General features: G+C 47.5%; 24 protein-coding genes. 8 read left to right on the plus strand and 16 right to left on the minus strand.

Features of this window, described 5'->3' with window-relative positions; genetic code table 11:
• Positions 1-312: 312 nt before the first annotated feature.
• The 5 genes from J5W02_RS13565 to ytaF all read right to left on the minus strand — a co-directional run bounded on the left by J5W02_RS13565 (position 313) and on the right by ytaF (position 5,150).
• Positions 313-1,413 carry a GerAB/ArcD/ProY family transporter gene (locus J5W02_RS13565; RefSeq protein WP_219966245.1) on the minus strand — a complete coding sequence of 367 codons (1,101 nt, stop codon included), beginning with the start codon at positions 1,411-1,413 and terminating at the stop codon, positions 313-315.
• A 35-nt stretch (positions 1,414-1,448) separates the two neighbouring features.
• Complete coding sequence (locus J5W02_RS13570; RefSeq protein WP_219966346.1) at positions 1,449-1,784, minus strand: hypothetical protein; 336 nt, start codon at positions 1,782-1,784, stop codon at positions 1,449-1,451.
• Positions 1,679-2,821 (minus strand): Ger(x)C family spore germination protein, encoded by a 1,143-nt coding sequence (locus J5W02_RS13575; protein WP_219966246.1) that lies wholly within the window; start codon positions 2,819-2,821, stop codon positions 1,679-1,681. The genes J5W02_RS13570 and J5W02_RS13575 overlap by 106 nt, the downstream gene beginning before the upstream one ends.
• The gene (locus J5W02_RS13580) at positions 2,814-4,379 is read right to left on the minus strand and encodes a spore germination protein (protein ID WP_219966247.1); all 1,566 of its coding nucleotides are present in this window, start codon (positions 4,377-4,379) and stop codon (positions 2,814-2,816) included. Before J5W02_RS13580 ends, J5W02_RS13575 begins: the two co-directional genes overlap by 8 nt.
• A gap of 153 nt (positions 4,380-4,532) precedes the next feature.
• Positions 4,533-5,150: a sporulation membrane protein YtaF gene (gene ytaF, locus J5W02_RS13585; protein WP_255575770.1), complete on the minus strand. Its 618-nt coding sequence runs from the start codon at positions 5,148-5,150 to the stop codon at positions 4,533-4,535.
• 181 nt (positions 5,151-5,331) lie between these two features.
• Between ytaF and J5W02_RS13590 the strand changes: the two genes are divergently transcribed.
• The gene (locus J5W02_RS13590; RefSeq protein WP_255575771.1) at positions 5,332-5,706 is read left to right on the plus strand and encodes a phage holin family protein; all 375 of its coding nucleotides are present in this window, start codon (positions 5,332-5,334) and stop codon (positions 5,704-5,706) included.
• A gap of 85 nt (positions 5,707-5,791) precedes the next feature.
• On the opposite strand, the gene J5W02_RS13595 is transcribed toward J5W02_RS13590, so the two are convergent.
• The 7 genes from J5W02_RS13595 to J5W02_RS13625 form a co-directional block, all read right to left on the minus strand.
• Complete coding sequence (locus J5W02_RS13595; RefSeq protein ID WP_219966249.1) at positions 5,792-6,082, minus strand: hypothetical protein; 291 nt, start codon at positions 6,080-6,082, stop codon at positions 5,792-5,794.
• Between the two features lie 193 nt (positions 6,083-6,275).
• Positions 6,276-7,283, minus strand: a complete 1,008-nt coding sequence (locus J5W02_RS13600) for a CAP domain-containing protein (RefSeq protein ID WP_255575772.1) — start codon at positions 7,281-7,283, stop codon at positions 6,276-6,278.
• Positions 7,284-7,431: 148 nt separating this feature from the next.
• Positions 7,432-9,318, minus strand: coding sequence for a phosphate/phosphite/phosphonate ABC transporter substrate-binding protein (gene phnD, locus J5W02_RS13605; protein ID WP_219966250.1), 1,887 nt, complete (start codon positions 9,316-9,318; stop codon positions 7,432-7,434).
• Positions 9,319-9,608: 290 nt separating this feature from the next.
• On the minus strand, positions 9,609-9,872 hold the full coding sequence (locus J5W02_RS13610) for a metal-sensing transcriptional repressor (protein WP_219966251.1): 264 nt from the start codon (positions 9,870-9,872) through the stop codon (positions 9,609-9,611).
• A 23-nt stretch (positions 9,873-9,895) separates the two neighbouring features.
• Positions 9,896-12,490 carry a heavy metal translocating P-type ATPase gene (locus J5W02_RS13615; RefSeq protein ID WP_219966252.1) on the minus strand — a complete coding sequence of 865 codons (2,595 nt, stop codon included), beginning with the start codon at positions 12,488-12,490 and terminating at the stop codon, positions 9,896-9,898.
• Between the two features lie 106 nt (positions 12,491-12,596).
• Complete coding sequence (crcB, locus tag J5W02_RS13620; RefSeq protein ID WP_219966253.1) at positions 12,597-12,965, minus strand: fluoride efflux transporter CrcB; 369 nt, start codon at positions 12,963-12,965, stop codon at positions 12,597-12,599.
• The gene (locus J5W02_RS13625; protein ID WP_219966254.1) at positions 12,962-13,351 is read right to left on the minus strand and encodes a fluoride efflux transporter FluC; all 390 of its coding nucleotides are present in this window, start codon (positions 13,349-13,351) and stop codon (positions 12,962-12,964) included. The genes crcB and J5W02_RS13625 overlap by 4 nt, the downstream gene beginning before the upstream one ends.
• Before the next feature lie 339 nt (positions 13,352-13,690).
• On the opposite strand from J5W02_RS13625, the gene J5W02_RS13630 reads away from it, so the two are divergent.
• The 4 genes from J5W02_RS13630 (at position 13,691) to J5W02_RS13645 (ending at position 17,071) form a co-directional block, all read left to right on the plus strand.
• Positions 13,691-15,175 (plus strand): ATP-binding protein, encoded by a 1,485-nt coding sequence (locus J5W02_RS13630; protein ID WP_219966255.1) that lies wholly within the window; start codon positions 13,691-13,693, stop codon positions 15,173-15,175.
• A complete protein-coding gene (locus J5W02_RS13635) occupies positions 15,168-15,860 on the plus strand; it encodes a response regulator (RefSeq protein WP_407928389.1) in 693 nt (230 codons plus the stop codon). The genes J5W02_RS13630 and J5W02_RS13635 overlap by 8 nt, the downstream gene beginning before the upstream one ends.
• A gap of 99 nt (positions 15,861-15,959) precedes the next feature.
• Complete coding sequence (locus J5W02_RS13640) at positions 15,960-16,406, plus strand: potassium channel family protein (protein WP_219966257.1); 447 nt, start codon at positions 15,960-15,962, stop codon at positions 16,404-16,406.
• The gene (locus J5W02_RS13645) at positions 16,403-17,071 is read left to right on the plus strand and encodes a potassium channel family protein (protein WP_219966258.1); all 669 of its coding nucleotides are present in this window, start codon (positions 16,403-16,405) and stop codon (positions 17,069-17,071) included. Before J5W02_RS13640 ends, J5W02_RS13645 begins: the two co-directional genes overlap by 4 nt.
• 76 nt (positions 17,072-17,147) lie before the next feature.
• On the opposite strand, the gene J5W02_RS13650 is transcribed toward J5W02_RS13645, so the two are convergent.
• The 4 genes from J5W02_RS13650 to J5W02_RS13665 form a co-directional block, all read right to left on the minus strand.
• Entirely contained in the window at positions 17,148-17,654 is a 507-nt protein-coding gene (locus J5W02_RS13650) for a hypothetical protein (protein WP_219966259.1), read from the minus strand.
• Positions 17,630-19,168: a TrkH family potassium uptake protein gene (locus tag J5W02_RS13655; protein ID WP_219966260.1), complete on the minus strand. Its 1,539-nt coding sequence runs from the start codon at positions 19,166-19,168 to the stop codon at positions 17,630-17,632. Before J5W02_RS13655 ends, J5W02_RS13650 begins: the two co-directional genes overlap by 25 nt.
• A 110-nt stretch (positions 19,169-19,278) precedes the next feature.
• Positions 19,279-19,944, minus strand: a complete 666-nt coding sequence (locus tag J5W02_RS13660; protein WP_219966261.1) for a potassium channel family protein — start codon at positions 19,942-19,944, stop codon at positions 19,279-19,281.
• Positions 19,926-20,615 (minus strand): potassium channel family protein, encoded by a 690-nt coding sequence (locus J5W02_RS13665; RefSeq protein ID WP_219966262.1) that lies wholly within the window; start codon positions 20,613-20,615, stop codon positions 19,926-19,928. Before J5W02_RS13665 ends, J5W02_RS13660 begins: the two co-directional genes overlap by 19 nt.
• A 203-nt stretch (positions 20,616-20,818) precedes the next feature.
• Between J5W02_RS13665 and J5W02_RS13670 the strand changes: the two genes are divergently transcribed.
• Genes J5W02_RS13670 through J5W02_RS13680 form a run of 3 tightly spaced genes read left to right on the plus strand, consistent with a single transcriptional unit; the run spans position 20,819 to position 23,270 of the window.
• On the plus strand, positions 20,819-22,138 hold the full coding sequence (locus tag J5W02_RS13670) for an HAD-IIB family hydrolase (protein ID WP_255575774.1): 1,320 nt from the start codon (positions 20,819-20,821) through the stop codon (positions 22,136-22,138).
• 44 nt (positions 22,139-22,182) lie between these two features.
• A complete protein-coding gene (locus J5W02_RS13675) occupies positions 22,183-22,347 on the plus strand; it encodes a hypothetical protein (RefSeq protein ID WP_219966263.1) in 165 nt (54 codons plus the stop codon).
• A complete protein-coding gene (locus tag J5W02_RS13680; protein ID WP_219966264.1) occupies positions 22,347-23,270 on the plus strand; it encodes an AEC family transporter in 924 nt (307 codons plus the stop codon). The genes J5W02_RS13675 and J5W02_RS13680 overlap by 1 nt, the downstream gene beginning before the upstream one ends.
• Positions 23,271-23,284: the final 14 nt, after the last annotated feature.

The following is a 23,284-nucleotide window of genomic DNA, read 5'->3' on the forward strand; positions in this document are numbered from 1 at the left end:
ACATATCTCGACAATATTATAACAAGCAATTTGAATAAGTCAATATGAGGGAATATAGAAATAATCCCTCTGTATTAGTGAAAAAGTCCTACTATTATGTTTCATGAGACATTTTCAAGAAAGGAAATAATAGGAATCAGTCTCAATTTTCTATAAAAATAGCTGTATTTTTGTTGTGAATATGAAATCGCTTTCAAGAAATGAGACATACAATAAAATTTGCACTTTTTAAAAAAATTTTTCCGCAGGGAAAAGATGACATTGTATTTTTCGCCTGTTGAATAAATCAACAAGAGCCGGCCGCACGAATGCTTAAGCCGGCTTGTCAGCCTTCTTCTCTTTAAAATGCGCCTTGAATTCACTCCAGACCCAAATCAATGCCGGAATCAATATCTGAAAGGGAATGGCGTAAATCTTATAGACATTCAGAAAATTAAACATCTGCATGGTATTGCTGAAAATAATAAGGCTCAATGCGATTGAGCAAAGCGCAACGGGCATCACAATTGTTTTATAGTCTTTGATATTAAATAAGCTTGCCGTCCCTTTACATGCCGTTATCAGACATAAGGAAATTTTTGTGATTCCTCCCAAAATAAAATTCGTTGAAATAACTCCTTCCACTCTGGCAAGAAATTCGCTGACATTGATGATTCTGGCCGCGGAATAGGATGGAAAATTCTCCGTTTTCAGCATCGCGGCTCCAAGCACAGAGATATTTCTCAGCATAACAACCAGCACGATCAGAGCACCCAATCCTTCTCCCAAAAGAAAAACTTTAAGGGGCTTGTCCTCTTTTCGAATATGATCCGTAATCCCCAAAAACAGCACTGTCTCCGCAAACGGAAAAGCAAAAAGTGAGTAAGAACCCGCAAAAAGAGTTTTGGTGTCGTGTTCCATAATCGGCAGAAAATTTGTAACATCTATGCGGTTAAATAAAAGGAAAATGGTAAGAAACATGAGCAGAAGGAGAGCCGCCAAATTAACCAATGACCATTTTACAAAAACTTCAATTCCGCTCTTCGCCATATGGACACAAACAAGCCCCATGACGATCATCAGGGCCAATTGAGGCGTTTCCGGTATTGACGTAATTGCTATAAACTCTGAAAAATTCCTCAAAACCAGTGCCGCCAGATGAAGGGAATACCAGGTAAACAGTGCGGTCAGTATTTTCCCAGCAAATTTACCAAACAAAATTTCCAATACTTGAAAAATATTTTTTTCAGGATATATTTGAACGATTCTTGCGTAAATCATCACCATGGGAATCGCAAAAATCTGAGACATAATCAGACAGATCCAGGAGTCCTGACCCGCTTCCGAAGATCCGCCCAGCACGACACTGCTCCCGCAGATGAAAAGGATAATCATGCATACAATCTGGCGCAATGTGAAGTATTCTTTTTCCATACGAATCTGCTCCTTTCCCTGATTTTTGCCGCACGTCAGCTACTGCTTGTAAAAAATCCCACGAGCTGCTTGATCGCACCCGAGGGTCCCGGGATCACAATATCAAATATAGAAAGAATCAGCACGAGAAAACTGGCCGCCAGAAACACAGAATAAACCCAGTTCGTTTTTTTATCGCCTTTTTTTGTAAGCGGGATAAAATCAAAGAAAATAACTGCCAAATATAAAGTGATTAGGATAATTGTCATAAACGGCACACCCGCTTTCAGCTGTGTTTCAGGAAGGAGGTATTCACGATATTTACCTTTGACTCCACCTTTACCTGTATCGTTGGAAAGATTTTGTCCCACTCCGGTTCCAGCTGCTGCCACAGCTTCACATCCGACTTGTAGATCATGTTTCCAAATCCAAAAATATCCGAGTTATACTGCGTCTGCACTTTCTTTATTACACTTTCGGTTCGCTCTTCAATCATTTTTTGTTCTCTTTGCTCTATTTTTTCCAGCGTATCTTCGTCCAGTAAATCCACACCGGGCTTCATTTCATCCACAGCAACTTCCGTTTCAATTTTTATCGTAAACTTCAATTGTCCGTTTTCGTAAGAATAGGAGTTTTTGGTTTTACTTTTTGAAATTTCAAGAGACACATCCGTTTGGTCTTCGTCTGTCGATGACGTGGTCAGTATCCCGCCGTGGATCTCATCCACCGCAAACAGATAATATTTACTCTCTTCCGGAGGCAGATACCCAACCAGCTTATCCCCTTTGAAAACCGCTTCTCCGTTTGATTCCGCCACGATATCTTCATCGTTTTTTACATCGCGAAATGCGGGAAGGGCAAGGGAGCGCCCGGGGCTGTTTAAAATACTGAACGCCTGGAAAAGCTGAACGTTTTCCATTGTTCCAACGACATTCTCATCGTCAGCTATTATTTTTTTTATTTCAAAAGCAACTACGGAATTATCCAGTCCATAGATACTGAGCAGATCTTTCGCTGTCTTTTCCTGCGATACAACCAGGCACACGGTTTCCCTGCACTCCGCGTCGGTAAGAAACCAATTGATTACGTTGCCGATATCACCGCTTTTGGCAAGTTCATTTCCAAAAATCAAAACCTCGTTATTACCCCAGTACAGCTTGTTAAGCAATCTTTTTTTAGCATTTCTGACCGCGTCCATCACCGTTTTTCCTCTTGATTCCACCAATTTGGCTTTGGTTCCCGATTCTTTTCCGGTAGACGTCAGATCGATGATTTCACAGCTGACAAGATAGTCTTTGGTTTTAGGGTCCAGGTCGATCCCAATGCCCGCAATAATGGTAATCTCATTGAGCCCGCGATAGCTCCAGCAGCCCGTCTGCGAAAGCAGAAGAATCAGACTGAGCAACAGGCAGACAATTTTTTTATTCATGGTTTCCTCCGCGATTGCTCTTCAAGCGGATTCTATTGTCTGTCATGGATTTTGTACGCGTAATCATATCCCACCATGGCGCTCGGATAAAGGTATCTTTAATATCCTGATACTGAAGGGCTCCGCTCAGCGACATCTGTGGAATTCCCAAAGAATGCAGATTAAGAATATGAATGAAAACACCGGACAGCCCTATAACAAAGCCATACAACCCAAAACTCGATGACAGGATTAGCAGAAAGACACGCAAATAAATCACCGGCGCATTCATTTTAGGAACCAGCAAGCTGGTAATCCCTGTCAGAGCAACCACAATAATCATTGGCGCGGCGACCAGTTTTGCGTCCACTGCGGCCTGTCCGATCACAAGCGCGCCGACAATACTGAGCGGCTGTCCAATATTGGTAGGCATACGAATACCGGTTTCGCGCAAAATATCAAAAACAAGAAGCATGATAAACGCTTCTGCAGCAGCAGGCAAAGGTACGCTTTTTCTTGCGCCGGCAATACTGATTAACAGCTGAGTCGGCAGCATTTGCTGCTGAAACGCCACGAGTGCGACATAGAATCCCGGAACGCCGATCGTCAGTAAAAATCCCACGATACGGAGAAAACGAGACATCGAAGTATAGAAAAAGCTCAGGTAATAATCCTCGTTGCTCTGAAAATTTTCAATAAAAAGATAGGGAACGGTCATGACTACCGGGGTACCGTCCAGAAAAATGGCAATTCTTCCCTCCAGCAGCTTTCCCACAACGACATCCGGCCGTTCTGTATACCCCGTTGTGCGAAAAGGTGACCACGGGGAATCCTTTATCATTTCGGTAAGATAGTTACTGTCCAGAACCGCGTCGATATCAATGGAATCCAGACGGCGGTAAAGCTCTTTTAAAAGATTCTTGTTGACGATTTTATCAATATAGCAAATGCAGGCCTTGGTTCTGGTCATCTTTCCAAACGTTTTAAATTTCATTTTCAGTTCATTGGTGCGTACTTTCCGGCGAACCAGGGAAAGATTCTGCATCAGGACTTCATTGAATCCCTCTCTCGGGCCGGAAAGAATTTTCTCATTCTCCGGCTCCTCCATCGCCCGGGTTCCAAATCCTTTTGAATTGAGAATAAGCGCTTCCTCAACACCGTCAATAAACAGAATCGTATCCCCATAGGTAATCGATTCGACAATTTCTTTGATATCCTTTGTCTTTTTGACCTCACTGATTAGAAGAACTTTTTCTACCAGATTGTCGAGCAGATGCGCGCCTGATTTCATATCTGCTGCGCTTTCGCCGGATAAAATCAACGGCTTGATGATATTTTCATTGATGATCTCCCCACTGACCACACCGTCACAATAGGCAATGCAGTACCGCAGACTGCTGTCCTGTCTGTTTTGAATATACCGAACGACCAAGATGTCTACATCCGTAAAAAGACTGCGGATGGTATCAACATTTTTTTGCAGGGACCGGCTCAGCGGATTGTTGTCCAGCTGCTGATTCAGGTGTTCAACCTGATCGGTCACCATTTCTTTTTTATGTCTGGAAATAAAATGAAACATATAGGATCCTCCGCGTGAAACAGTTGTTTCTATTATGCTTAAACAATGAAAAAATATGTAAAAATCAGCTCCAGCTTCTTTGCATATCAAAGGAAAAAGGCGGAGCAAAACGCCCGCCTTTTTGAACAATGATATTCCGTTTAACAAGGATAGTCAGATGAGCATTTCAAAAATTCCGAGCGCTATGACGATGCCGCCCGAAATCAGCGGAACAAAGCGGCACAGTGATTCCGGAATAAATCCTTTTCCCACTCGGTACCCCAAAGTAATGGAAACCATGCTGATAAGAAATGTAAATACCGTGGTGGCGCATATGTTCAGACCCGATATGCTGGCACCGACGCCCATCCCGAAATTGTTGATGGTCAGCGCCAATGCGAGGATTGCCGATTCTCTGACATCGATCGTGCCGGAACTGTCCATATCCGCTTTTTCCGGGTCTTTCAGCATGGTATTGAGATTTACTTTCTCATCCTGACGGCTTTGCTGCGGCTCCTTTGGCTTTTTAAAGAAATCTTTGAGAAACCATAATCCAATCAGAATCAAAATGACACTGCCAAGCGTATTTGATACGGAAACAGGAAAGAACCGGCCGATCATTTTTCCAATCCACATAGAGAAAAAGGTGCCTGCCCCCGTGATAACGGCAATCAGAAAATTAATGAAATAATTCATTTTAATTTTTCTCATTCCAAAGGTAATCGCCACTGTAAAATTGTCAAGATTTGCCGAAAGGGCAAATAATAATACGGATATCAGATACAAATTCATTCACCGCCAAAAATTATTTATTATCATAATTATGTTGGCGGCAAAATTGTGTGATTAAGAATGATGAATGAGCTTAACAATAACTGACAGCCACTGTTAAGGATATCACGGCGGTATTCGGACAAAACTATATCTGTCCGTACTAAATGATTTTTATGTGCGGAACAGGAGGGATAGACAAATGACACACGAGGGGCATATGGATACCGGGCATTCAACCGGTTCGGAATTTCTGCGCTGGTTTGGAAGAATGATTATTACAGCAGTGGTTCTTGCCGTCGTATCGTTTTTAACCCCGGGCTTTTCCATCCGCGGATTATGGTCATTTCTGCTTGCGGCAGTAGTAATCAGCGTTATTGACTATCTGGTGGAAAAGATGATGAAAGTGGACGCGGCTCCTTTTGGGAAAGGATTCAAAGGATTTATTATCTCCGCGATTATTATTTATGTTGCACAGTTCCTGGTTCCCGGCATGAGCGTTTCCATTATCGGCGCCATTCTGGGTGCTTTGGTCATCGGCATTGTTGATGCGGTCTTTCCCGTCAGAGTAATGTAACGTGGAGTAATTCCTGAAAGCGAACTGAAAAGAGGTCTGAAAAGCAAATGCTTTTCAGACCTCCCTTTTTGATAAGCCTTTGGTTCTATTTCTTGTCTGTGGCGCCTTTCGCCCTTAAAACGGCGGAATATGCCCCATTTGCGCTAAGGGCAATCATAACGGCGTTAAATGGAATCAGCGCCCCGGAAGCCCATGTCAGCGCCCCGGTAAAATACGTTGCTCCCAAAAGCAGAATCGCCGCAATAAAGTAGGACACCCATTGTGTGGCAATGTTTTTTAAAATCGGAGCCGTTTTAATAAATTGGGTAATAACCGCAGTTGCCGCGGCGCATCCCGCAAAGGTAGTCAGTGTTTCCCAAGTGAAAAAGTTATTCATACTCATTCCTCCTGTTGAAGGCCCTTGCTGCATTCCCATCAAAATTCATTGTCCAGGCCTCCAGTAACCACTTTATGACGGCGCCCCTCATCTTGTTCCAGCGTTTTCCAAACCGTTTCCTAGCAGCAAAAAAGAAGGCTGCCATAATAAACGGCAGCCTTCTTTGAAATAAATTCAGAGGAAATAAGTCTGTTTAGCCAATAAACTGCTGGGTCCAGTAATAGCGGCCCTGAGCATTTTTAGCAATACCCACACCGATCTGTGTGAAAGAAGAATTCAGAATGTTTGCTCTGTGTCCGGGGGAATTCATCCAGCCCTGCATAACCTGCTGCGGGGATGTCTGACCCATTGCGATATTTTCACCGGCAGCTCTGTAGCTGATACCGAACTGCTTCATCATGTCGAACGGAGAACCGTAGGTCGGGGACTGATGGTCAAAGTAATTCAGCTTTGCCATATCCTCGGACTTTAAGGTTGCCGTTTTGACCAGAGAGTTATTGACGGAAAGGGGTTTGAGACCGTTGGCGGCTCTTTCCTGATTTACAAGCTGAACGACCTGGTTCTGGAAGGAAGCATAGGTGCCGCCCGTAGTGGAAGGAGCGCTGGAAGTACTGCCCTGAGAGCTGGAGCTTGGCTTGGAGCTGGAGCTTGGCTTAGAACTGGAGCTCGGTTTGGAGCTGGAACTCGGCTTGGAATTGGAGCTCGTGACGGAGCCTGAATTCGTAGTGGGGCAGTTGTATGTTTTTCCGCCAATCGTAATCTGATATTTGCTGCCGTTTGAGGAATTTACCAGACAGTTGGATTTGACTGTGCAGGTGGTGCCCGCCTTACAATTGGAATTGTTCAAACAGCCGTTGGCAATACTGCAGATCTGATTGTTGGCACAGTTGCTGCCGACTTTGCAATTGGTGGAATTGGTGCCTGCAACGGTTCCGTTGGACGCGGAGGTGTTCGGGCAGGTACTAGAGGTATTGGATTTAACAATATCGGCAACGGTGGCGCTGCCTGTTTCCTGTGTGTCTGCCGCCGGTGCTGCACTGGTCTCTTCCACGGTGCCGGCTTCCGTCTGAGAATCGACAGAAACGGTACTTGTGGTTGTGCTCTGGCTCGGTGCAGCCGCTGTATTGCCGCTGTTCACAATCGCGCCGGCAGTACCCGACATCAGCACACATGCAATTAACGCAAGTATTTTCGTTTTCATGTATTATCTCCTTTTCATGCTTCTCAATTTGAATTGTTACAAGTTTGTAACTTTTCTTGCACTTATCGTAACACCAAAGCATAAAGAAGACAATACTGAAAATTATGTAAACTAATGAAGATGATGGAAATTTTCTAAATCAGAAAAATTAATTATTTAATCTTCTGATAATATCGTACGCTTTGTCATCATTCTTGACAAAGCCCTGCACCGTCGTATCGATTCCGCTGTAGTCACTGAAGTTCACAAAAGCGTCGGTAAGCTTTTCCATCAGCGCTGCGGGCATATTTCTACCGGCGGCAAGGGCATCCTTAGGAATTTCCTCCGTACGGGCAACAATAATAAGCTGATCCGTGAAAAGGCCGTCCGCGCGCGCCTGATTGTAAACCTCGTCGTAGGTCGCGCCCGCGTCCACTTCCCCGGCAAGAACAGCGTTGACAACATTGTTGTGGTTGCCGGCAAAGACGACTTTTTCAAAAATAGAATCAGGATCCATATGGTTCTGCTTCATCATATCTCGCGCGTAAAGATACCCCGATGCGCTTTTTTCATCCACATAGGCGAAGGTTTTTCCCTTTAGGTCGTTAATGGAATGCACCCGGCCGTCCTTGCGGGCAACAATATAGCCGTTGTAGGAACAGCGGCCCTGCACCTTCGGTGTGACCAGCACGTTTGCCCCGCACTTTTCATGCGCACTGACATACGCAAACGGCGAAAACCATCCGACGTCAATAATTTCTTTATCCACACTTTCGCTGAGCGCGTCGTAGCTCCTGACGATCAGGGTACGGCATTTCAGGCCCACGCTGGCGCAAACCCGCTCAAGGATGGGTACATAGGTCTGCCGGATGCGGTCCGGCTCGACAAAGGGATTGACGCCAAAGATAATTTCATCCTGCTTTTTAAAGAACCTGGCGTCCTGCTGCAGTGTTTCGGCTGTTTCCCCGATTTTGTTGCAGAAGGAAAGAATGGTTTCGTTTTTCTTCTGCTGGACATTGACCATCTGAATCGCGGAGCAGGAGACGTCGTGGGTTTCCTGCACCGCAGCCGCCACGTTCTCAACGGCCTTTTCAATTTCGGCCGCGGTGTTTTTCTGCATCAGCGACTCCTCGGTAACGCCGGAAATCGCGTGCTGAACGTCTTTCAGGATCGAGTTGATTTCCTGAATGATTTGAGATGACTCCGTTACAATTTCGTCGACATTTTTCATTTTGTCGCTGATTTCGGTCATGGCCGTATTGGATGTCTGTATTTTATCGACAATATTTCTGACAACGCCTTCAATGACAGAGATTGCGTCATCCGTCTGTACCGCAAGACGCCGAATTTCGCCTGCCACAACGGAGAACCCCCTGCCGGCCTCCCCGGCGCGGGCAGCCTCTATGGCCGCGTTCAGTGCCAGAAGGTTGGTCTGACTCGATATTTTTCTGATATAATCCACAATTTCATTGATTTTTGCGGAAGACTGCTGAAGCTCCAGATTGCTGTCGGAAGCGACTTTAATGACCGAAGTGAGGTCAAGAACAAAGCTCCCGATACTCAGGATGGTCTGTTCGTTCTTATTCAGCATTTCTATAGAAGTTTTGGAATGCTCCTCAATTTTGACAATTCCGGAATTCAGGTTGGTGCATGCTCCGGCAAGCTCGTTGATGCTCGCATTGATTTCTTCCGAACTGGCCGCGTTCTGTTCGCTGAGTTTTTCAATCTCATAAGAAATCTTTGCTACTTTTTCAAAGGTTTTCATGTTGTCTTTGGAAAGCCAGATCAGCTGCTGGGAATCAAAGCCCATTGCTTCCGCAACCTGAAAAAGCCGCTCGCCCAGATTCTCCTGTCCATCTTCTTTTTGCTCAGCGGAACGGGATTTTTCAGGCGTTCCTCCAAACAAAAAATCGACAGCAAAAACAATCAGAATGCTACCGATCACAGAATAGAGAAAGCCGCCCAATCCCTGGAAATCAAACAAAAAGCCTGCCGCCTGAAAGACGAGAATCGCGATTGCGGAAAGAAAGACCGACCGTTTCGATGTAAAATTCATTTTTCTACCGCCTCAGCATCAAAAAATTCAGTTCAAAACTGATAAAATTTTACTTCTTTACTGATATTTCCACGTTTCTTTTACACAACAATATTATATTTCAAATCTCATAAATTGTCAATAATATCTATATTCCCTTAAAATTCTTCCTTTTTCTAATTTAAAAACCATAGGACGAAAAAAACGCCCTGAACCAAGCTTTTGAGGCTGATTCAGAGCGTTTTCAATTTTTCGTGTCTTAAAAGTTGTTTGACAGTCTTTCCGCCGAATTTCATTCGGATTGCGCGGCATCATTTTGAAAGTTTATCCATCACAGCCAGTATTTCGTCTATTTTTTCCTCGGAGTCTCCCTGTTCAAACGCTTCTTTGACGCAGCAGCCGAGATGCGCATGGATAATTTCTCTGTTTGCTTTTTTCAGGATTGCCTGTGTTGCCATCAGCTGGTTGGAGATATCAATACAGTAACGATCCTCCTCCACCATCTTCAGAAGCCCGTCGAGCTGGCCGCGCGCCGTTTTCAGCAGCCGGGTCACCTTATCTTTGTCTGCTTTCATAGCAGTCCTCCCATGCAAATTTATCAGCTGAACAGGCCCTTCTTTTCCTCTACGGAAACTACTTCATAGCCTGCTTCCTGTACAGCGTTTCTCAATGTTTCGTCGGAAACTTCCGTTTTCAGGGAAACCGTTGCGTTGTTCTTTTTCAAGTCCACCTTCGCTTCCACGCCCTCAACAGCGTTCAGCGCTTTTTCTACTCTGGCCTTGCAATGTTCACAGCTCATGCCTTTGATCGTAATCACTTTTTTCATTTCAGAAAGATCTCCTTCCGTTTGTAATTGTATTGTATTTTCAACTGTGCTTTGTGCTTTTCCCGCTGCTATTCTGCGCGGTTTAAACAGCTTTAGTCGCAGCGCATTGGTAACAACGCACACAGAACTCAGGCTCATGGCCGCCGCGCCGAACATCGGATTCAGCTTCCAGCCCAGCAGGGAGAAAAACACGCCGGCCGCGAGCGGGATACCGATACTGTTGTAAAAGAACGCCCAGAACAGATTCTCCTTGATATTGCGGATAACGGCCTTACTCAGCTGCACCGCGGTCACGGCGTCCAGCAGGTCACTCTTCATCAAAACGATGTCCGCTGATTCGATCGCGATATCCGTTCCCGCTCCGATCGCAATTCCCACATCGGCTCTTGCAAGCGCGGGAGCGTCGTTGATACCGTCGCCGACCATGGCGACCTTTTTGCCGCTTTCCTGAATCCGGCGGACTTCGCTTTCCTTGTCCTGCGGCATTACCTCCGCCACTACACGGTCAATGTGGAGCTGGCGGCGAATCGCTTCGGCTGTCCTTTTATTATCGCCCGTCAGCATCACCACGTCAATCCCCATTGCCTTAAATTCTTCAATGGCCTGACGGCTGGTCGGCTTTACGACATCCGCCACGGCAATGACGCCCAGCAGATTCTGCCCCTGCGCAAAATACAGCGGCGTTTCTCCGTTTTCCGCCAGCGAATCACAGGCACTTCGCAGGGACGAAATATCGACCTGCTTACTGTCCATCAACGCTCGGTTTCCGGCAAAATACTCCTTGCCATTCAGCACGGCAACAACGCCCTGCCCCGAAACGGAATCAAACCGGTCAACCGTTTTGAGCACCAGCCCCAATTCAGAGGCCTTTTCCACAATGGCGTCCGCAAGCGGATGCTCCGACGGCTTTTCAATGGAAGCGGCGACGGTAAGCAATTCCTTCTCCGCGGCAAGCCCGGTGGTCAGAATATCCGTCACCTTCGGCTTGCCTTCCGTAATGGTTCCGGTTTTATCCAGAACAACCGTATTCACGGTGTGCGCCGTTTCCAGCGCCTCCGCCGATTTAATCAAAATTCCGTTGGAAGCGCCCTTGCCCGTACCGACCATAATCGCAACCGGAGTCGCAAGGCCCAGAGCACACGGGCAGGAGATGACGAGCACCGCGATTCCGATGGAGAGCGCGAACTCAAACGACTGACCGGCAATCAGCCACGCCGCCGCCGATACAATAGCAATCACGATGACTACCGGAACGAAAATTCCGCTGATTTTATCAGCAAGCTTTGCAATCGGCGCCTTGGAGGAGCTTGCTTCCTCCACCAAATCGATGATCTGGGCCAGTGTGGTGTCGTCACCGACCTTCTGCGCCTCAAACTTGAAAAATCCGGTCTTATTAATGGTTGCGGCAATGACTTTGTCACCGACATGCTTTTCTACGGGAATGCTTTCGCCGGTCAGCGCAGACTGATCGACAGAGGAACTTCCCTCCACGATGATTCCGTCCACGGGAATACTCTGACCCGGGCGAACGGGTAAAATATCCCCGACGACGACCTCTTCCACCGGAATTTCGATTTCTTCCCCGTCACGGATTACCATCGCTGTTTTCGGAGCCAGATCCATCAGCTTGGTAATCGCTTCCGAGGTTTTCCCTTTAGACCTAGCCTCCAGATATTTCCCAAGCGTAATCAGCGCCAGTATGGTACCCGCCGACTCAAAATAGAGATCCATCAGAAAATGATCCGCCATCTCCATATCGCCGTGTCCCAACCCGAAACCGATTTTGAAAATGGCAAAGATGCCATAGACAATTGCGGCTGTGGAGCCGATAGCAATCAGGGAATCCATGTTGGGAGCCCGTTTTGCAAGCGTTTTGAAACCAACCTGAAAATATTTGCGGTTCACATAGGCAGTCGGCAAAAGCAGCAGGAACTGTGCAAAAGCGAACACTACGCCGTTTTCCGGCCCGTGGAACGTCGCTTTGATGAATTCCGGCACCGGAAGACCGATCCATTCCTTCAGCATATGATGCATGGCCAGATATAACAGGGGAATCAAAAAGGTAAAAGAAACGATCAGACGGGTCTTCATCGACTGCAGCTCCTTTTGAACAGGATTCTCCTGCGGCTGGCTTTTCGCGTTTGCGTTTGCCTTGCGCGAATACACGGAAGCACCGTATCCCGCGTTTTCCACCGCGTGAATAACCTGAGCGTCATTGGACACCGTATCGTCGTAGTCCACCGTCATACTATTTGAAAGCAGATTGACGTTAACGGAATTGACACCGTTTAATTTTCTGACACTCTTTTCCACATTTGCCGAGCAAGCCGAACAGGTCATGCCCGTTACATTGAATTTTTTATTCATCGTCTCACCTCACTACACCCCCGTGGGGTGTATTTACAGTATACTTATATTCATAGTATTTGTCAACAATAAATTTTCATTATCGCAAAAGCAAAAATTACGGGCGCTACCATGCGCCCGTAAACAATTTTCCCGCTGTATATCCACTTAAAAACAAGGTTAATCCTAAGATCACGGATGCTCCGATAAACAGAGTGGACTTTTTGATGTTCCCGCTTTTGAGCAGCTTGACACTCTCCACCGAAAAAGTGGAAAAAGTAGTAAAAGCCCCGCAGAAACCATCCCCCATCAAAAGGTAAGGGCTGCCGGTAAAATCAAGACCGCTGATAACCCCCAGCAGCATTGCGCCGCTGACATTGATACACAGCGCGCCCAGCGGAAATCCGTCCTTTGCGTGGCGCAAAAGAAATTCCCCTATTTTGTAGCGGGTCACCGCACCGCAGGCGCCGCCGATGCACAGAAAAAACCAACTCATTCGGCGTCCTCCAAAAATAGAAACTGCTTTGCAGTTCTCATACCGGACCAGGCCGCACCAAAGCCCAGAAAGACAGAAAAGGCAAGGTAGCCGATAAAAGAAACCGGGTCATCCGACAAATAAAAGCCGATCGATTCTTTACAGAGTGTGGAAAACGAAGTGTATCCGCCTAAAAATCCGGTGGTGATTCCCAGCTTGATTTCCGGCTTGACAGTCTTTTTCGCAAAATAAGCAAAGGCCAGGCCGAGCAGAAAACTGCCGCTGATGTTGACAAACATAGCTAAAAATGCTCGGTTGTCCGGGGCCGAAAAGAAAGCCGCCTGAACTGTGCACCTTGCCATGGTTCCCAGTGCGCCGCCAATTCCGATGGATAAGATGTTTTTCATGATACCTCCTGTAATGAAAAATATAAAATAAAAGCCGGCTCTCTCTGAAATAAAATTCAGAGAGGGTCAGCTTTGTTGACACCGTTTGCCGTTCAAAAGCTGAAGATTCTTTCCAGAAAAGAAGGGATTGCTTTTCTCGCGGTTCAGGACTTGTGCACATATCAATAGCCGTATTTACTAATGAATATAGATAATAATACCACATCCATGCGATTCCGGCAAGTAGAATTTGGGGCCGCGAAAAACTTTTTTAACAGCCGCAGGAGCCGCCCCGCTTCTTTTTGAAAAATAATATGATATAATTAGGAAAACACCGGTACTAACAAGGATGTGAGCACTATGGATAATAACCACCCAAGCAAATTGCTGAAACCAATTGTGCAGACGGCAGAAATGGTTCTGATTCTGGCCGGAGCCACCCTTCTTTCCATGCTGTTTAAAAATACGGGATTATCCGAAATCAACACGGTGGTTATCTATATTCTTTCCGTATTAATTGTTTCGAGGATCACAAACGGATATGTCTACGGAATCTGTGCCTCCGTGCTGGGGATGTTCTGTTTCAATTTTTTCTTTACCGAACCCTACCACACATTTAATGTTTACAATAAAGATTATCTGGTTACCTTTTTTGTGATGCTGACCGCCTCCATCCTCACCAGCACGCTGACCAGTAAAATCATGGATTCCAACAACACCGCAAAGCAGCGCGAAAAACAGTCCAACATCCTTTTTCAGATTACCAGCTCACTGGCAAAAGCCGCCAGCGTTCAGGATATCGCGACCGTTTCGGTCAAAAGCCTGTCCAATCTTCTGGACTGTGACGTTTGCTGTGTTACGATGGATACGGAAAACGCCGTTTTTGAGGAATACAGCCTCCGGCAGAGCGGACGAACCGTCGACATCAGGCCGCTGAACGCCGCGGAACTGGAGACCTTAACCGAAAATCTGGCTGTACAGCCAATTGCCGACAAGCATCACCAGTACGCACTGATTTGCCTTCCGTACGGACAGACGCAGGGGCATCCGGAGGAAGAAAAACTGCTTTCCTCCATTTGCGTACAGATTTTTGCGGCAATGGAGCGGGAACGTCTTTCCGCCGAAAGAAAAAAAGCAAAAAATGACGCGGAGCGTGAAAAATTCAAAAGCAATCTTCTGCGCGCCATTTCCCACGACCTGCGGACACCGCTTGCCGGAATCGCCGGCGTGGCGGAAATTCTTCTGTACAGTCTGAAAGATGAAAATAACATCCGGCTGGTACAGGGGATTTACGACGATTCCCGCTGGCTGACTCAGATGGTGGAAAACATCCTGAGCCTTACCCGGATACAGGAGGGAAAACTGGTCGTGCGCAAGCAGCAGGAAGCAGTGGAGGAGATCGTGGGGGAAGCGGTCAGCCACGCTTCCAAATATGCCGACGGACGCAGCGTGGAAATAGAGATTCCGAATGACGTAATCTTTGTTCCGATGGATGGAAAACTGATTGAACAGGTGCTGATAAATCTGATTAACAACTCCATTAAGCACACCTCCCCGGGGGATACGATCCAGGTGACGGTGAAACCCGGAAAGGACCAAGTCTGGTTCAGCGTATCCGACAACGGTACCGGAATCGAGCCGCGTGACCTGCCTAAAATTTTCGACCTGTTTTATACGGAGGGTCGCGCCAGGGCGGATTCAAAACGGGGACTTGGACTGGGGCTGGCAATCTGCAAAACGATCGTAAACGCACACGGGGGTAAAATCACCGCAGAAAACAATAAAGACGGCGGAGCGACAATTCGGTTTTATCTGCCAGATGAAGGGAGCAAAAACGGTGAATAGCAACGAACTGTTTCTAATCGTTGAGGACGATCGGCAAATTCGGTCGTTTATCAGTTTTTCTCTGAAAACGCGAGAATACCGCTCCATTGAGGCAACCACGGGCAAAGGTGCCATGAAGGCCATTGTCAGCGAGCATCCGGATATTATGATTCTGGACTTGGGACTGCCGGATATGGACGGCCTTGAAATTATCCGGCAGGTACGGGCCTTTTCCGATATGCCGATTATTGTGGTTTCCGCACGCGATCAGGACAAAGAGAAAATAGAAGCTCTGGACGCCGGTGCGGATGACTATCTGACCAAACCGTTCAGCATCAATGAGCTGCTGGCCAGACTCAGGGTGATTCTGCGTCATTTGTGCAAAGGGGAAAATCCCGTACAGGAAAATTACCATATCGGCGAGCTTGAGGTAAATCTGGAAAAGCACACCGTCACTCTTTCGGGTAATGAAGTGCATTTCACCCCGATGGAGTTCAACGTTCTTGCCCTGCTGGTCCGGAATTCCGGCAAGGTGCTTACCCACAGCTATATTCTGAAAGAAGTCTGGGGCTCATATCTGGACAGTGATATGCAGTCGCTTCGCGTGTTTATGGCAAACATCCGCAGAAAGCTGGAGAAAAATCCCGCGAAGCCGCGCTACATTATAACGGAAGTCGGCATTGGGTACCGGTTTGCCGACGAATAATTTTCGGCGTGTTTATGGAATCTTTATATCTTTCTCCTATTCTTAATACCGCGATAATACCGCCTGTGTTAAGATAATGGACGGAAAGAAGGGATCCCCATGCGATTGTTTGTCAAAGAAAAAAGCAATGGACTCATTATTGTCGGCTGCGGCCGTCTGGGCAGCTCCCTTGCCCGTACGATGGCCGAAGAGGGACAGAACGTAACTGTGATTGACTGCGACGAAAATGCCCTGCAGAAGCTGCCCGCGTCCTATGAAGGCTGCTCCGTAATCGGGGACGGAACGGATACCGACATTTTGGAAACAGCCGGGATTCGGCACGCCGCAGCACTGATTGCGGCGACCGACGATGACGCCGCAAACATCATGATTGCGCAGATTGCCAGCCGGCATTACCAGCTGAAGAACGTGATTGCTTATGTGGAAAACACTTCAAAAGCGGTCAACAGTCCCGAAATAAATATGATAATGATCTCCCCCACCATTCTTTCCGTTAAGGAAGCTCAGAAAATTTTATTTCATGTCAAGGAAGAGAAAGCGGTATGAACATATTACTGGTGGGCGGGCACACAAGAACCCGCTATTTGGCGGCGGCGCTGAAAGCGCGCGGTTATCATGTCAGGGTCGTCGGAGACGACTACGGCTGGTGCAAAAAGCTCGCCGACGACTACGAGGTGGAAACCGTCTGTGGAGATGGCACCGACCCGCTTACACTGAAAGAGGCAGCGGCGGATAAAATGGATATGATTGCCGCCGTCAGCGGCAAAGACGCCTTTAATCTGCTGGTCTGTGAAATTGCCAAAAAACAGATGCTGACCAGAAAAACACTGGCTGTTGTAAACGACCCGAAAAATCAGAAGCTTTTTGAAGAACTGGGCGTTGATAAATGCGTCAGCTTTACTCGGTTTTTAGAGGACAGAATTGAGCAGGAAGAAATTGCAGATCACATTTGCCGCTATCTGCCGATTGCGGACGGAAGGGTCGTAGTCTGTGAAGCAATCATTGATGCCGATTCCAAAGTGCTCAACAGAAAGCTGTGGGAAATTCCGCTTCCGCCTCAAAGCATCATCGGCTGTATTATCCGTGAGGATCAAACCCTGATTCCCCAGGGGAACACCCAGTTGGAGGAAGGCGACCACGCCGTCATTCTTTCCTCGGCGGAATCAGTGGACGAAGTAACGGCGCTTTTGTCCGGGCATAAAAAAAGATAAGCAAAGCAGTGAAATACTGAACAAGTAACCCCCGCGGTTTGACCGCGGGGGTTACTTGTTCTTGCTGTAAAGGATGTTACGGTACCGGCCTCGGCTTCCGGCTGATCCTGTAATAAACCGTGAACAGGCAGCCCGCCAGCACGGTCAGCAGCACAGCCGTCAGCAGCTTTCCCGAAGAGACCGGATAAACGGAAGAAACCCCTTTCTTTACAATTTGAAGAGATGTTCCGTGGATATCCGCTTCGCCGCCATGCTGTGCACAGGCCCGATAAAATACACCTGTAATTTTCACAGTGTCACCTGTGTTTTTGTAATCGCCGTATCGGGTAATGGAACGGGCGTCCGCGGTTTTCATCCAGATGCCGATCGCGTTGGTCCCGTCATTGAGATTGACCCAGCAGTATTCCCCTCTCTCCAGCATTTCTCCGATCGCCTCCCCCTGGACGGAAACTTCTTTTCCGTCCATTGCTTTGGCATTTTCAATCAGAGAATTGATGCTGACGGCATCTGCCGCCCTTACCTGCACAGAAAAGGGAATTACCAGAATAAGACAGAGAATCAATGTCTGAAGGATTTTACGCATAGCTTTTTTACACCTCCCGCCACATAGCCAAACAGAGCAAAGACGGAAAGGAATTCCAGCCTGCCCAAATACATTGCGATAATATAGTAGATTTTCAGTCCAGCAGGAGTACCCGGTGCAGTTACGCCGACCGAAAGGCCCACATTCCCCGTAGCTGACGCGGCCTCAAAGGCAGAACTGGCCAGAGGATATCCATAAAAGGTTCCCAGAAGTGTTCCTGCGCTGAATAAAGCCATATAACAGATGATGATCGTTGCCGAAGAACGCACCAGAGAATCGTCAAGAATATGATCCTTCATATAGTGGAACTTATAAGCCTTTACATTTCTTTCGGAACAAAGCAGTTTTTTAACATCCATCAAAAGCCCTTTAAAAACGATTCCCACCCGCAGCCCTTTAAAGCCGCCCGCGGTGGAACACGCGGAACCGCCGATCAGCATGGCAATTATCATAATCAGAATACCGAAATCTCCCCATTCCAGAGCAAATTGCCTGGCGTATATGCTGCCGAAACCGGTTGTGGTGTGGGCGGACAGTACATTAAACACCACCCTTCTGAAAAAAGAAACCGTGTTAGGGTAAACATGCAGCTTTTCCAGCCCGTAAACCGCAAGCATGCAGGCAAGAAACGAGGTAATGAAAAAGCTCTGTGTCTCAATGTTTTTGACAAGCTCTTTCCGTTTTCCCTGCCAGATGGCGTAGTGAAGACCGAAATTGAAGGAACCGATGATAAAGATTACCATGGCGACCGTTTCGTAGGATACACTGTGATAATACATAATGTTCTGTGTCATGGGGGCAAAGCCGCCCGTGCTCCAGGCGGACTCAAATATGTAAAGCGCGTGCAGAAGCGCCGGCACCGGGCTCAGCCCAATCAGTACTCCGTTCAGCCAAAGCGCCGCTGTGCCGATTAACAGATAAACCATGCTGATCTTCCAAATCAGCCGCGCGGTTCCCTTTACATTGGGTACCAGTTCAATGTCCTTTGCTTCGCCGACATAAAGCTTATATGCTCCGTTCGTGCCCTTCACCATGACGGTAAGAGCCAGAACCACCATGCCCTGCCCGCCGATAAAGGTCAGCATATGCCTCCACATATTCAGCCCGCTGGAAAGATGGTCCAGATTCTGTGTCAGCACAAGTCCCGTCGTAGTAAATCCGCTCATCACATCAAAGCAGGCGTCCAGCATGGAGCCGACATTTCCGCTGAGAAAGGTCGGGATGCCGCACAACACCATCAGAATCAGCCACGAAAGAGCCGCTACCACAAACCCATGCTTCCACTGTATGTTGGCCTTTTGCAGCCGGGTGCGCCACCCGCACAGCACCAGTCCCAGTCCGACCAGAACGGTGATTGCCATGCTGATAATAAAGTCGAGAAGTGGGTTCCACTCGGCAAAGATAAGGGAAGTAATAATCGGAATCAGCGTCAGTACCGCCATACACAGGACAATATAACCCGTATAGTAGCTGATAATTTCCAGACTGCCGACTGTATTGCGATTGATTTTCATTTCAAGACCTCACGATCATCACTGTGACAAGAAGAATCACAGCGGTATAGACCAGAGTCCCCAAAAGCTCGGTCGCAAGTCCCATCAGTTCATTTTTTTTGTGCTGCATTTTATGATCTCCTATCGCGTAAAAAATCCATGAGTTCCATCAAGGCGGTATGATTGGTAATAAACAGCACCTTGTCTCCTTCATGAATCTGCGTGTCGCCTCTTGGATAGATGACTTTTTCCTCCCGTACAATGGAAGTAATCACACATTCCTGAGGAAGCCGAAGGTCTTTGACCACCATCGAGCACCACGGGTGGGAATGGCCGATGTCCAGTTCGACCAGCAGCATGGAACCGCGTTCAAAGGTCTGGATAATGCGGTATTCCTCCCGGTCAAGCTCCGATTCAATCAGATTTGCAATCACTTCCGTGCTGCAGACGATACGGTCGACTCCAAGCGCCTTGAACATTTCTATGTTTTTGGGATTGTTAACGCGCGCAATGGTTTTCTGAATATGAAAACTGATCTTGGCAATCTGGCAGATCACCAGATTTTCCTCATCCGTACCCGTCACAGCAGCCACAATCTCCGCTTCCGCGATTCCGGCATCGTCCAGCACTTCCAGATCCGTGCCGTCCCCGCAGATGACGTCCGCGTCAAGCTCGTCGGCTATTCTTGCGCAAATATCTCTGTCCCGCTCTACCAGCGTGACCTGGTATCCTCTTTCTTTCAGGGTTTTCAGCAAATTGTATCCGATCTTCCCCCCGCCTATAATGATTGATTCCATATCGGCACCTCTTTACTCAATGCTTTCAGCAGTTTTTCTTCCTCTTCCCTGTAAATGGTGCAGACAATTCTGTCCCCGCACAGGACCGGTTCCCCTTTTTGTGGGATCTGAACCGTCTTATCTCGAATCAGCCCCGAAACGGTGCAGGCATACTTTTCCTGCAGTTCTTCTACCGTATACCCATCCTTCTTTCCCACGGTGAACGCAATGATTTTACAGCCATCCCCTAAATCTGCAATGGTATCGACGTTTTTAGCATCCAGTCTGTTTTTTAAAATTTCAACCCCCAGTTCCACCGGATTGATGGTGCTGATGTTGAGCTTTTCGTAAATATACTGCCTTGCCGGATCATTGATTCGCGCGATGATTTCCGGCACATGATAAATTCGTTCCGCAATCAGACACACGGTAATATTGATATTATCGTCCGAACTCACAGCCAAAAGCGCGTCGGCCTGCCGGATTCCCCCTTCGGTCAGATTATCGCTGTCGAATTCAATTCCCTGTATTCTCTGACCGTTGAATCCGCTGCCAAGAACGTCCAGCCTGCTCCCGCTTCGGTCAATCACACAAACGTCGTGCCCAAAGTCAGACAATTCCGTCGCCAGCCTGCTTCCAAGTCTTCCGCACCCGACTACAATGACATACATGATCTCACCTGCTCCATCCATTTTTACAAGAATATTCGAAGGCTGAACACATTGCCTGTGCCAGCCCATCACACAGACTATCATTATTTACATAAAGATAGTGTTAAGATGGCGTATCTAATATGAATACTGTGTAAAGATGGAAATTCGGTGAGATGAACATTGCAAATTTACCGTGTTGTGGTAAACTAATAAAAACAAACATCGTTATAGGAGTCCTGCAAATGCCCAAAATCGGAATGCGAATCATCAAATCCTCTGTTGCGGTTTTTCTCTGCTTCGCGATCTATCTTGTGCGCGGAGACGGAATTCCGTTTTATTCCGCAATCGCGGCTGTTCTGTGTATGCAGCCGTATGTCTCCAACAGTCGGAAGGTTGCCATTAACCGGATTATCGGCACCTTTATCGGCGGTATTGCCGGCATGCTGGTCATGATGGTTGAAAAGAGTTTTCTGCCCCCGGATGTGCCGGTTCTGAAATATTTGCTGGTGTCCGCGGCCATCATCCCGCTGATTTATACCACCGTACTTGCGAAAAGGACTTCCGCTTCCTACATTACCTGCGTTGTATTTATGAGTATTACCGTTTCTCACGGTCAGGACGCTAGTCCTTATTTTTTCGCTTTAAATAGAATTGTTGATACACTAATCGGCATTTTCGTCTCTCTGGGCGTCAATGCGTTTCATCTGCCCCGGGGCAAAAACGGAAAACTGCTGTTTGTCAGTGACCTTGACGGCACACTGACGGATTCCGGCGGTCAGCTGAGCAGTTTCACCCGCTTCAAGCTGAACCAGCTTCTGCAGAAGGGCGCCATGATTACGGTCGCCAGCAAGCGCTCCTCCTCTTCGATGGAGCCGATCCTGAAAGGGATTTCTTTTTCACTGCCGGTTATCACCATGAACGGGGCGGCCCTTTACGATTTAAAGAAAAAGACCTACCTTTACAGTAAAAATATCCCCTACGCAACCGCGAAGGAAGTGCTGGGGGTATTTGACAAATACGGACTGAACTGCTTTGTGCACACGATCGTCAACGATATCCTTCATATCTACTACGGCGATTTCACCAACGCCGCGGAAGAACGTTTTTACCACGAACACAAGCTGAGACCTTTAAAGAACTATATCTGCAATCCGCTGCCGGAAAACCGCGACGTCGTCTACCTCATGGCCGTCGACCGGCTGGAAACGATTCAAATGCTGCGAGAGGAAATTATGAACCTGAGCTGTGCCGGCCAAATCGACGCGGTTTACTACCCCGACCCGCACAATGAAGAGCATTATTTTCTGGAAATATTCAGTGTGGAGGCTTCCAAAGAAAACGCCGTAGCGGAACTGAAAAGGCGCTTTGAAATGGAAAAAGTCGCCGTCTTCGGCGACGACGAGAGCGACGCGGGTATGATTCAAGCGGCGGACTACGGCTACGCGGTGGCCAACGCTTCGGACAGCCTGAAGAAAACGGCGCCGAATCTCATCGGCAGTCAGGACAGTGACGCGGTGGTCAAAACAATGGAAAAGCTGTTCCATTCCAGAAAGCTTGACTGATTTTCCGGGTCCCGGATACCGGAATATAGCCGCTCCAGTGATAAATGGGAAGAAAACAGCCCGCCGCCGCTCCGTGGGGCAGCGACAGGCCAAAGTCTTTACATAATACATATCATGAAAGGACGCTTGAATTGAATTATTACTACACCACCAAATTTCCCACGGTTCGTGCAAATCAAAAACTGATAATGATCGGGGAGAATTTCTGATGCTGACATCCTTTTTAACTGTTTTTGAAAAAGTATTCGTTCTTTTTATAATGATTTTTATCGGTTATCTTTGCGGAAAAACCGGCATGATTACAAAACGCGGTGCACAGCAGATTACTTCCATTCTTCTATATGTTGTAACTCCCTGCCTGATTATTGCTTCGCTGCAGAGCATCATCGGCGATATCGGCATCACGGCACTGATTTCTGCTACCTTTTGGTCGGCGGTTTCCATGGGCGCAGCGATCTTTGTCAGTATGCTGTTTTTCCGTAAAAGCCCCAACAACCAAAAGAAAATTCTGCGCTTCGGAGCTGTCTACTCCAATAGCGGATTTATGGGAATTCCGCTGGTGGAAGCTGTCTTCGGCAGCACGGGAGTCGCCTACGCATCCATGTACAACGCTGCGTTTAACTTTTTGATGTGGACACACGGCTACGCCAGTGTTAGCGAAAAGCGGTCGCCGGGGGTGAAACAGATCCTCACAAATCCGGGAATCATCGGGCTTGCGGTTGGATTTCCGCTTTTTGCCTTTTCCCTGCAGCTGCCGGAAATTCTGAAATTTCCGATTGATTCCATGGCGTCCATGAACACGCCCCTTGCCATGATGGTGGTGGGAATCTATATTTCCGGAATCAATCTGAAAGAGCTGTTTACGAGCCGCAGCCTTTACCTGCTTTCCGCTTTAAGACTGGTTGTGCTCCCTGGATTGACCCTTCTGTTGTTCCTTCCGTTTGGAATTGACAAGACGATCGCATCTACCATTCTGCTTCTCTCATCGGCACCGGCGGCAACGGCTACCGCGATGTTTGCGGTACAGTTCGGCGGCGACGCTAAGCTCGCTTCCAAGGCGGTGGCACTGACGACCCTGTTGTCCGCGGCAACAATGCCCGTGTTCTGTGCTTTGGCAAAAGAGATTTTCTAAATGGCCACAAACCG

It is taken from the genome of Caproiciproducens faecalis, from assembly GCF_019448085.1.
In the GTDB taxonomy this organism is placed as follows: Bacteria; Bacillota; Clostridia; order Oscillospirales; family Acutalibacteraceae; genus Caproiciproducens; species Caproiciproducens faecalis.

What these genes read in the sequence shown, in the direction of transcription:
- J5W02_RS13615 (WP_219966252.1), bottom strand. Translation starts at nt 12,490, where the DNA reads ATGAATAAAAAATTCAATGTAACGGGCATGACCTGTTCGGCTTGCTCG.
- J5W02_RS13665 (WP_219966262.1), bottom strand. Translation starts at nt 20,615, where the DNA reads ATGGATGGAGCAGGTGAGATCATGTATGTCATTGTAGTCGGGTGCGGA.
- J5W02_RS13640 (WP_219966257.1), top strand. Translation starts at nt 15,960, where the DNA reads ATGCGATTGTTTGTCAAAGAAAAAAGCAATGGACTCATTATTGTCGGC.
- J5W02_RS13645 (WP_219966258.1), top strand. Translation starts at nt 16,403, where the DNA reads ATGAACATATTACTGGTGGGCGGGCACACAAGAACCCGCTATTTGGCG.
- J5W02_RS13675 (WP_219966263.1), top strand. Translation starts at nt 22,183, where the DNA reads ATGGGAAGAAAACAGCCCGCCGCCGCTCCGTGGGGCAGCGACAGGCCA.
- phnD (WP_219966250.1), bottom strand. Translation starts at nt 9,318, where the DNA reads ATGAATTTTACATCGAAACGGTCGGTCTTTCTTTCCGCAATCGCGATT.
- J5W02_RS13655 (WP_219966260.1), bottom strand. Translation starts at nt 19,168, where the DNA reads ATGAAAATCAATCGCAATACAGTCGGCAGTCTGGAAATTATCAGCTAC.
- J5W02_RS13680 (WP_219966264.1), top strand. Translation starts at nt 22,347, where the DNA reads ATGCTGACATCCTTTTTAACTGTTTTTGAAAAAGTATTCGTTCTTTTT.
- J5W02_RS13610 (WP_219966251.1), bottom strand. Translation starts at nt 9,872, where the DNA reads ATGAAAGCAGACAAAGATAAGGTGACCCGGCTGCTGAAAACGGCGCGC.
- J5W02_RS13630 (WP_219966255.1), top strand. Translation starts at nt 13,691, where the DNA reads ATGGATAATAACCACCCAAGCAAATTGCTGAAACCAATTGTGCAGACG.
- J5W02_RS13650 (WP_219966259.1), bottom strand. Translation starts at nt 17,654, where the DNA reads ATGCGTAAAATCCTTCAGACATTGATTCTCTGTCTTATTCTGGTAATT.
- J5W02_RS13575 (WP_219966246.1), bottom strand. Translation starts at nt 2,821, where the DNA reads ATGAATAAAAAAATTGTCTGCCTGTTGCTCAGTCTGATTCTTCTGCTT.
- J5W02_RS13625 (WP_219966254.1), bottom strand. Translation starts at nt 13,351, where the DNA reads ATGAAAAACATCTTATCCATCGGAATTGGCGGCGCACTGGGAACCATG.
- J5W02_RS13600 (WP_255575772.1), bottom strand. Translation starts at nt 7,283, where the DNA reads ATGAAAACGAAAATACTTGCGTTAATTGCATGTGTGCTGATGTCGGGT.
- J5W02_RS13660 (WP_219966261.1), bottom strand. Translation starts at nt 19,944, where the DNA reads ATGGAATCAATCATTATAGGCGGGGGGAAGATCGGATACAATTTGCTG.
- J5W02_RS13670 (WP_255575774.1), top strand. Translation starts at nt 20,819, where the DNA reads ATGCCCAAAATCGGAATGCGAATCATCAAATCCTCTGTTGCGGTTTTT.
- J5W02_RS13580 (WP_219966247.1), bottom strand. Translation starts at nt 4,379, where the DNA reads ATGTTTCATTTTATTTCCAGACATAAAAAAGAAATGGTGACCGATCAG.
- J5W02_RS13565 (WP_219966245.1), bottom strand. Translation starts at nt 1,413, where the DNA reads ATGGAAAAAGAATACTTCACATTGCGCCAGATTGTATGCATGATTATC.
- crcB (WP_219966253.1), bottom strand. Translation starts at nt 12,965, where the DNA reads ATGAGTTGGTTTTTTCTGTGCATCGGCGGCGCCTGCGGTGCGGTGACC.
- ytaF (WP_255575770.1), bottom strand. Translation starts at nt 5,150, where the DNA reads ATGAATTTGTATCTGATATCCGTATTATTATTTGCCCTTTCGGCAAAT.
- J5W02_RS13590 (WP_255575771.1), top strand. Translation starts at nt 5,332, where the DNA reads ATGACACACGAGGGGCATATGGATACCGGGCATTCAACCGGTTCGGAA.
- J5W02_RS13595 (WP_219966249.1), bottom strand. Translation starts at nt 6,082, where the DNA reads ATGAATAACTTTTTCACTTGGGAAACACTGACTACCTTTGCGGGATGC.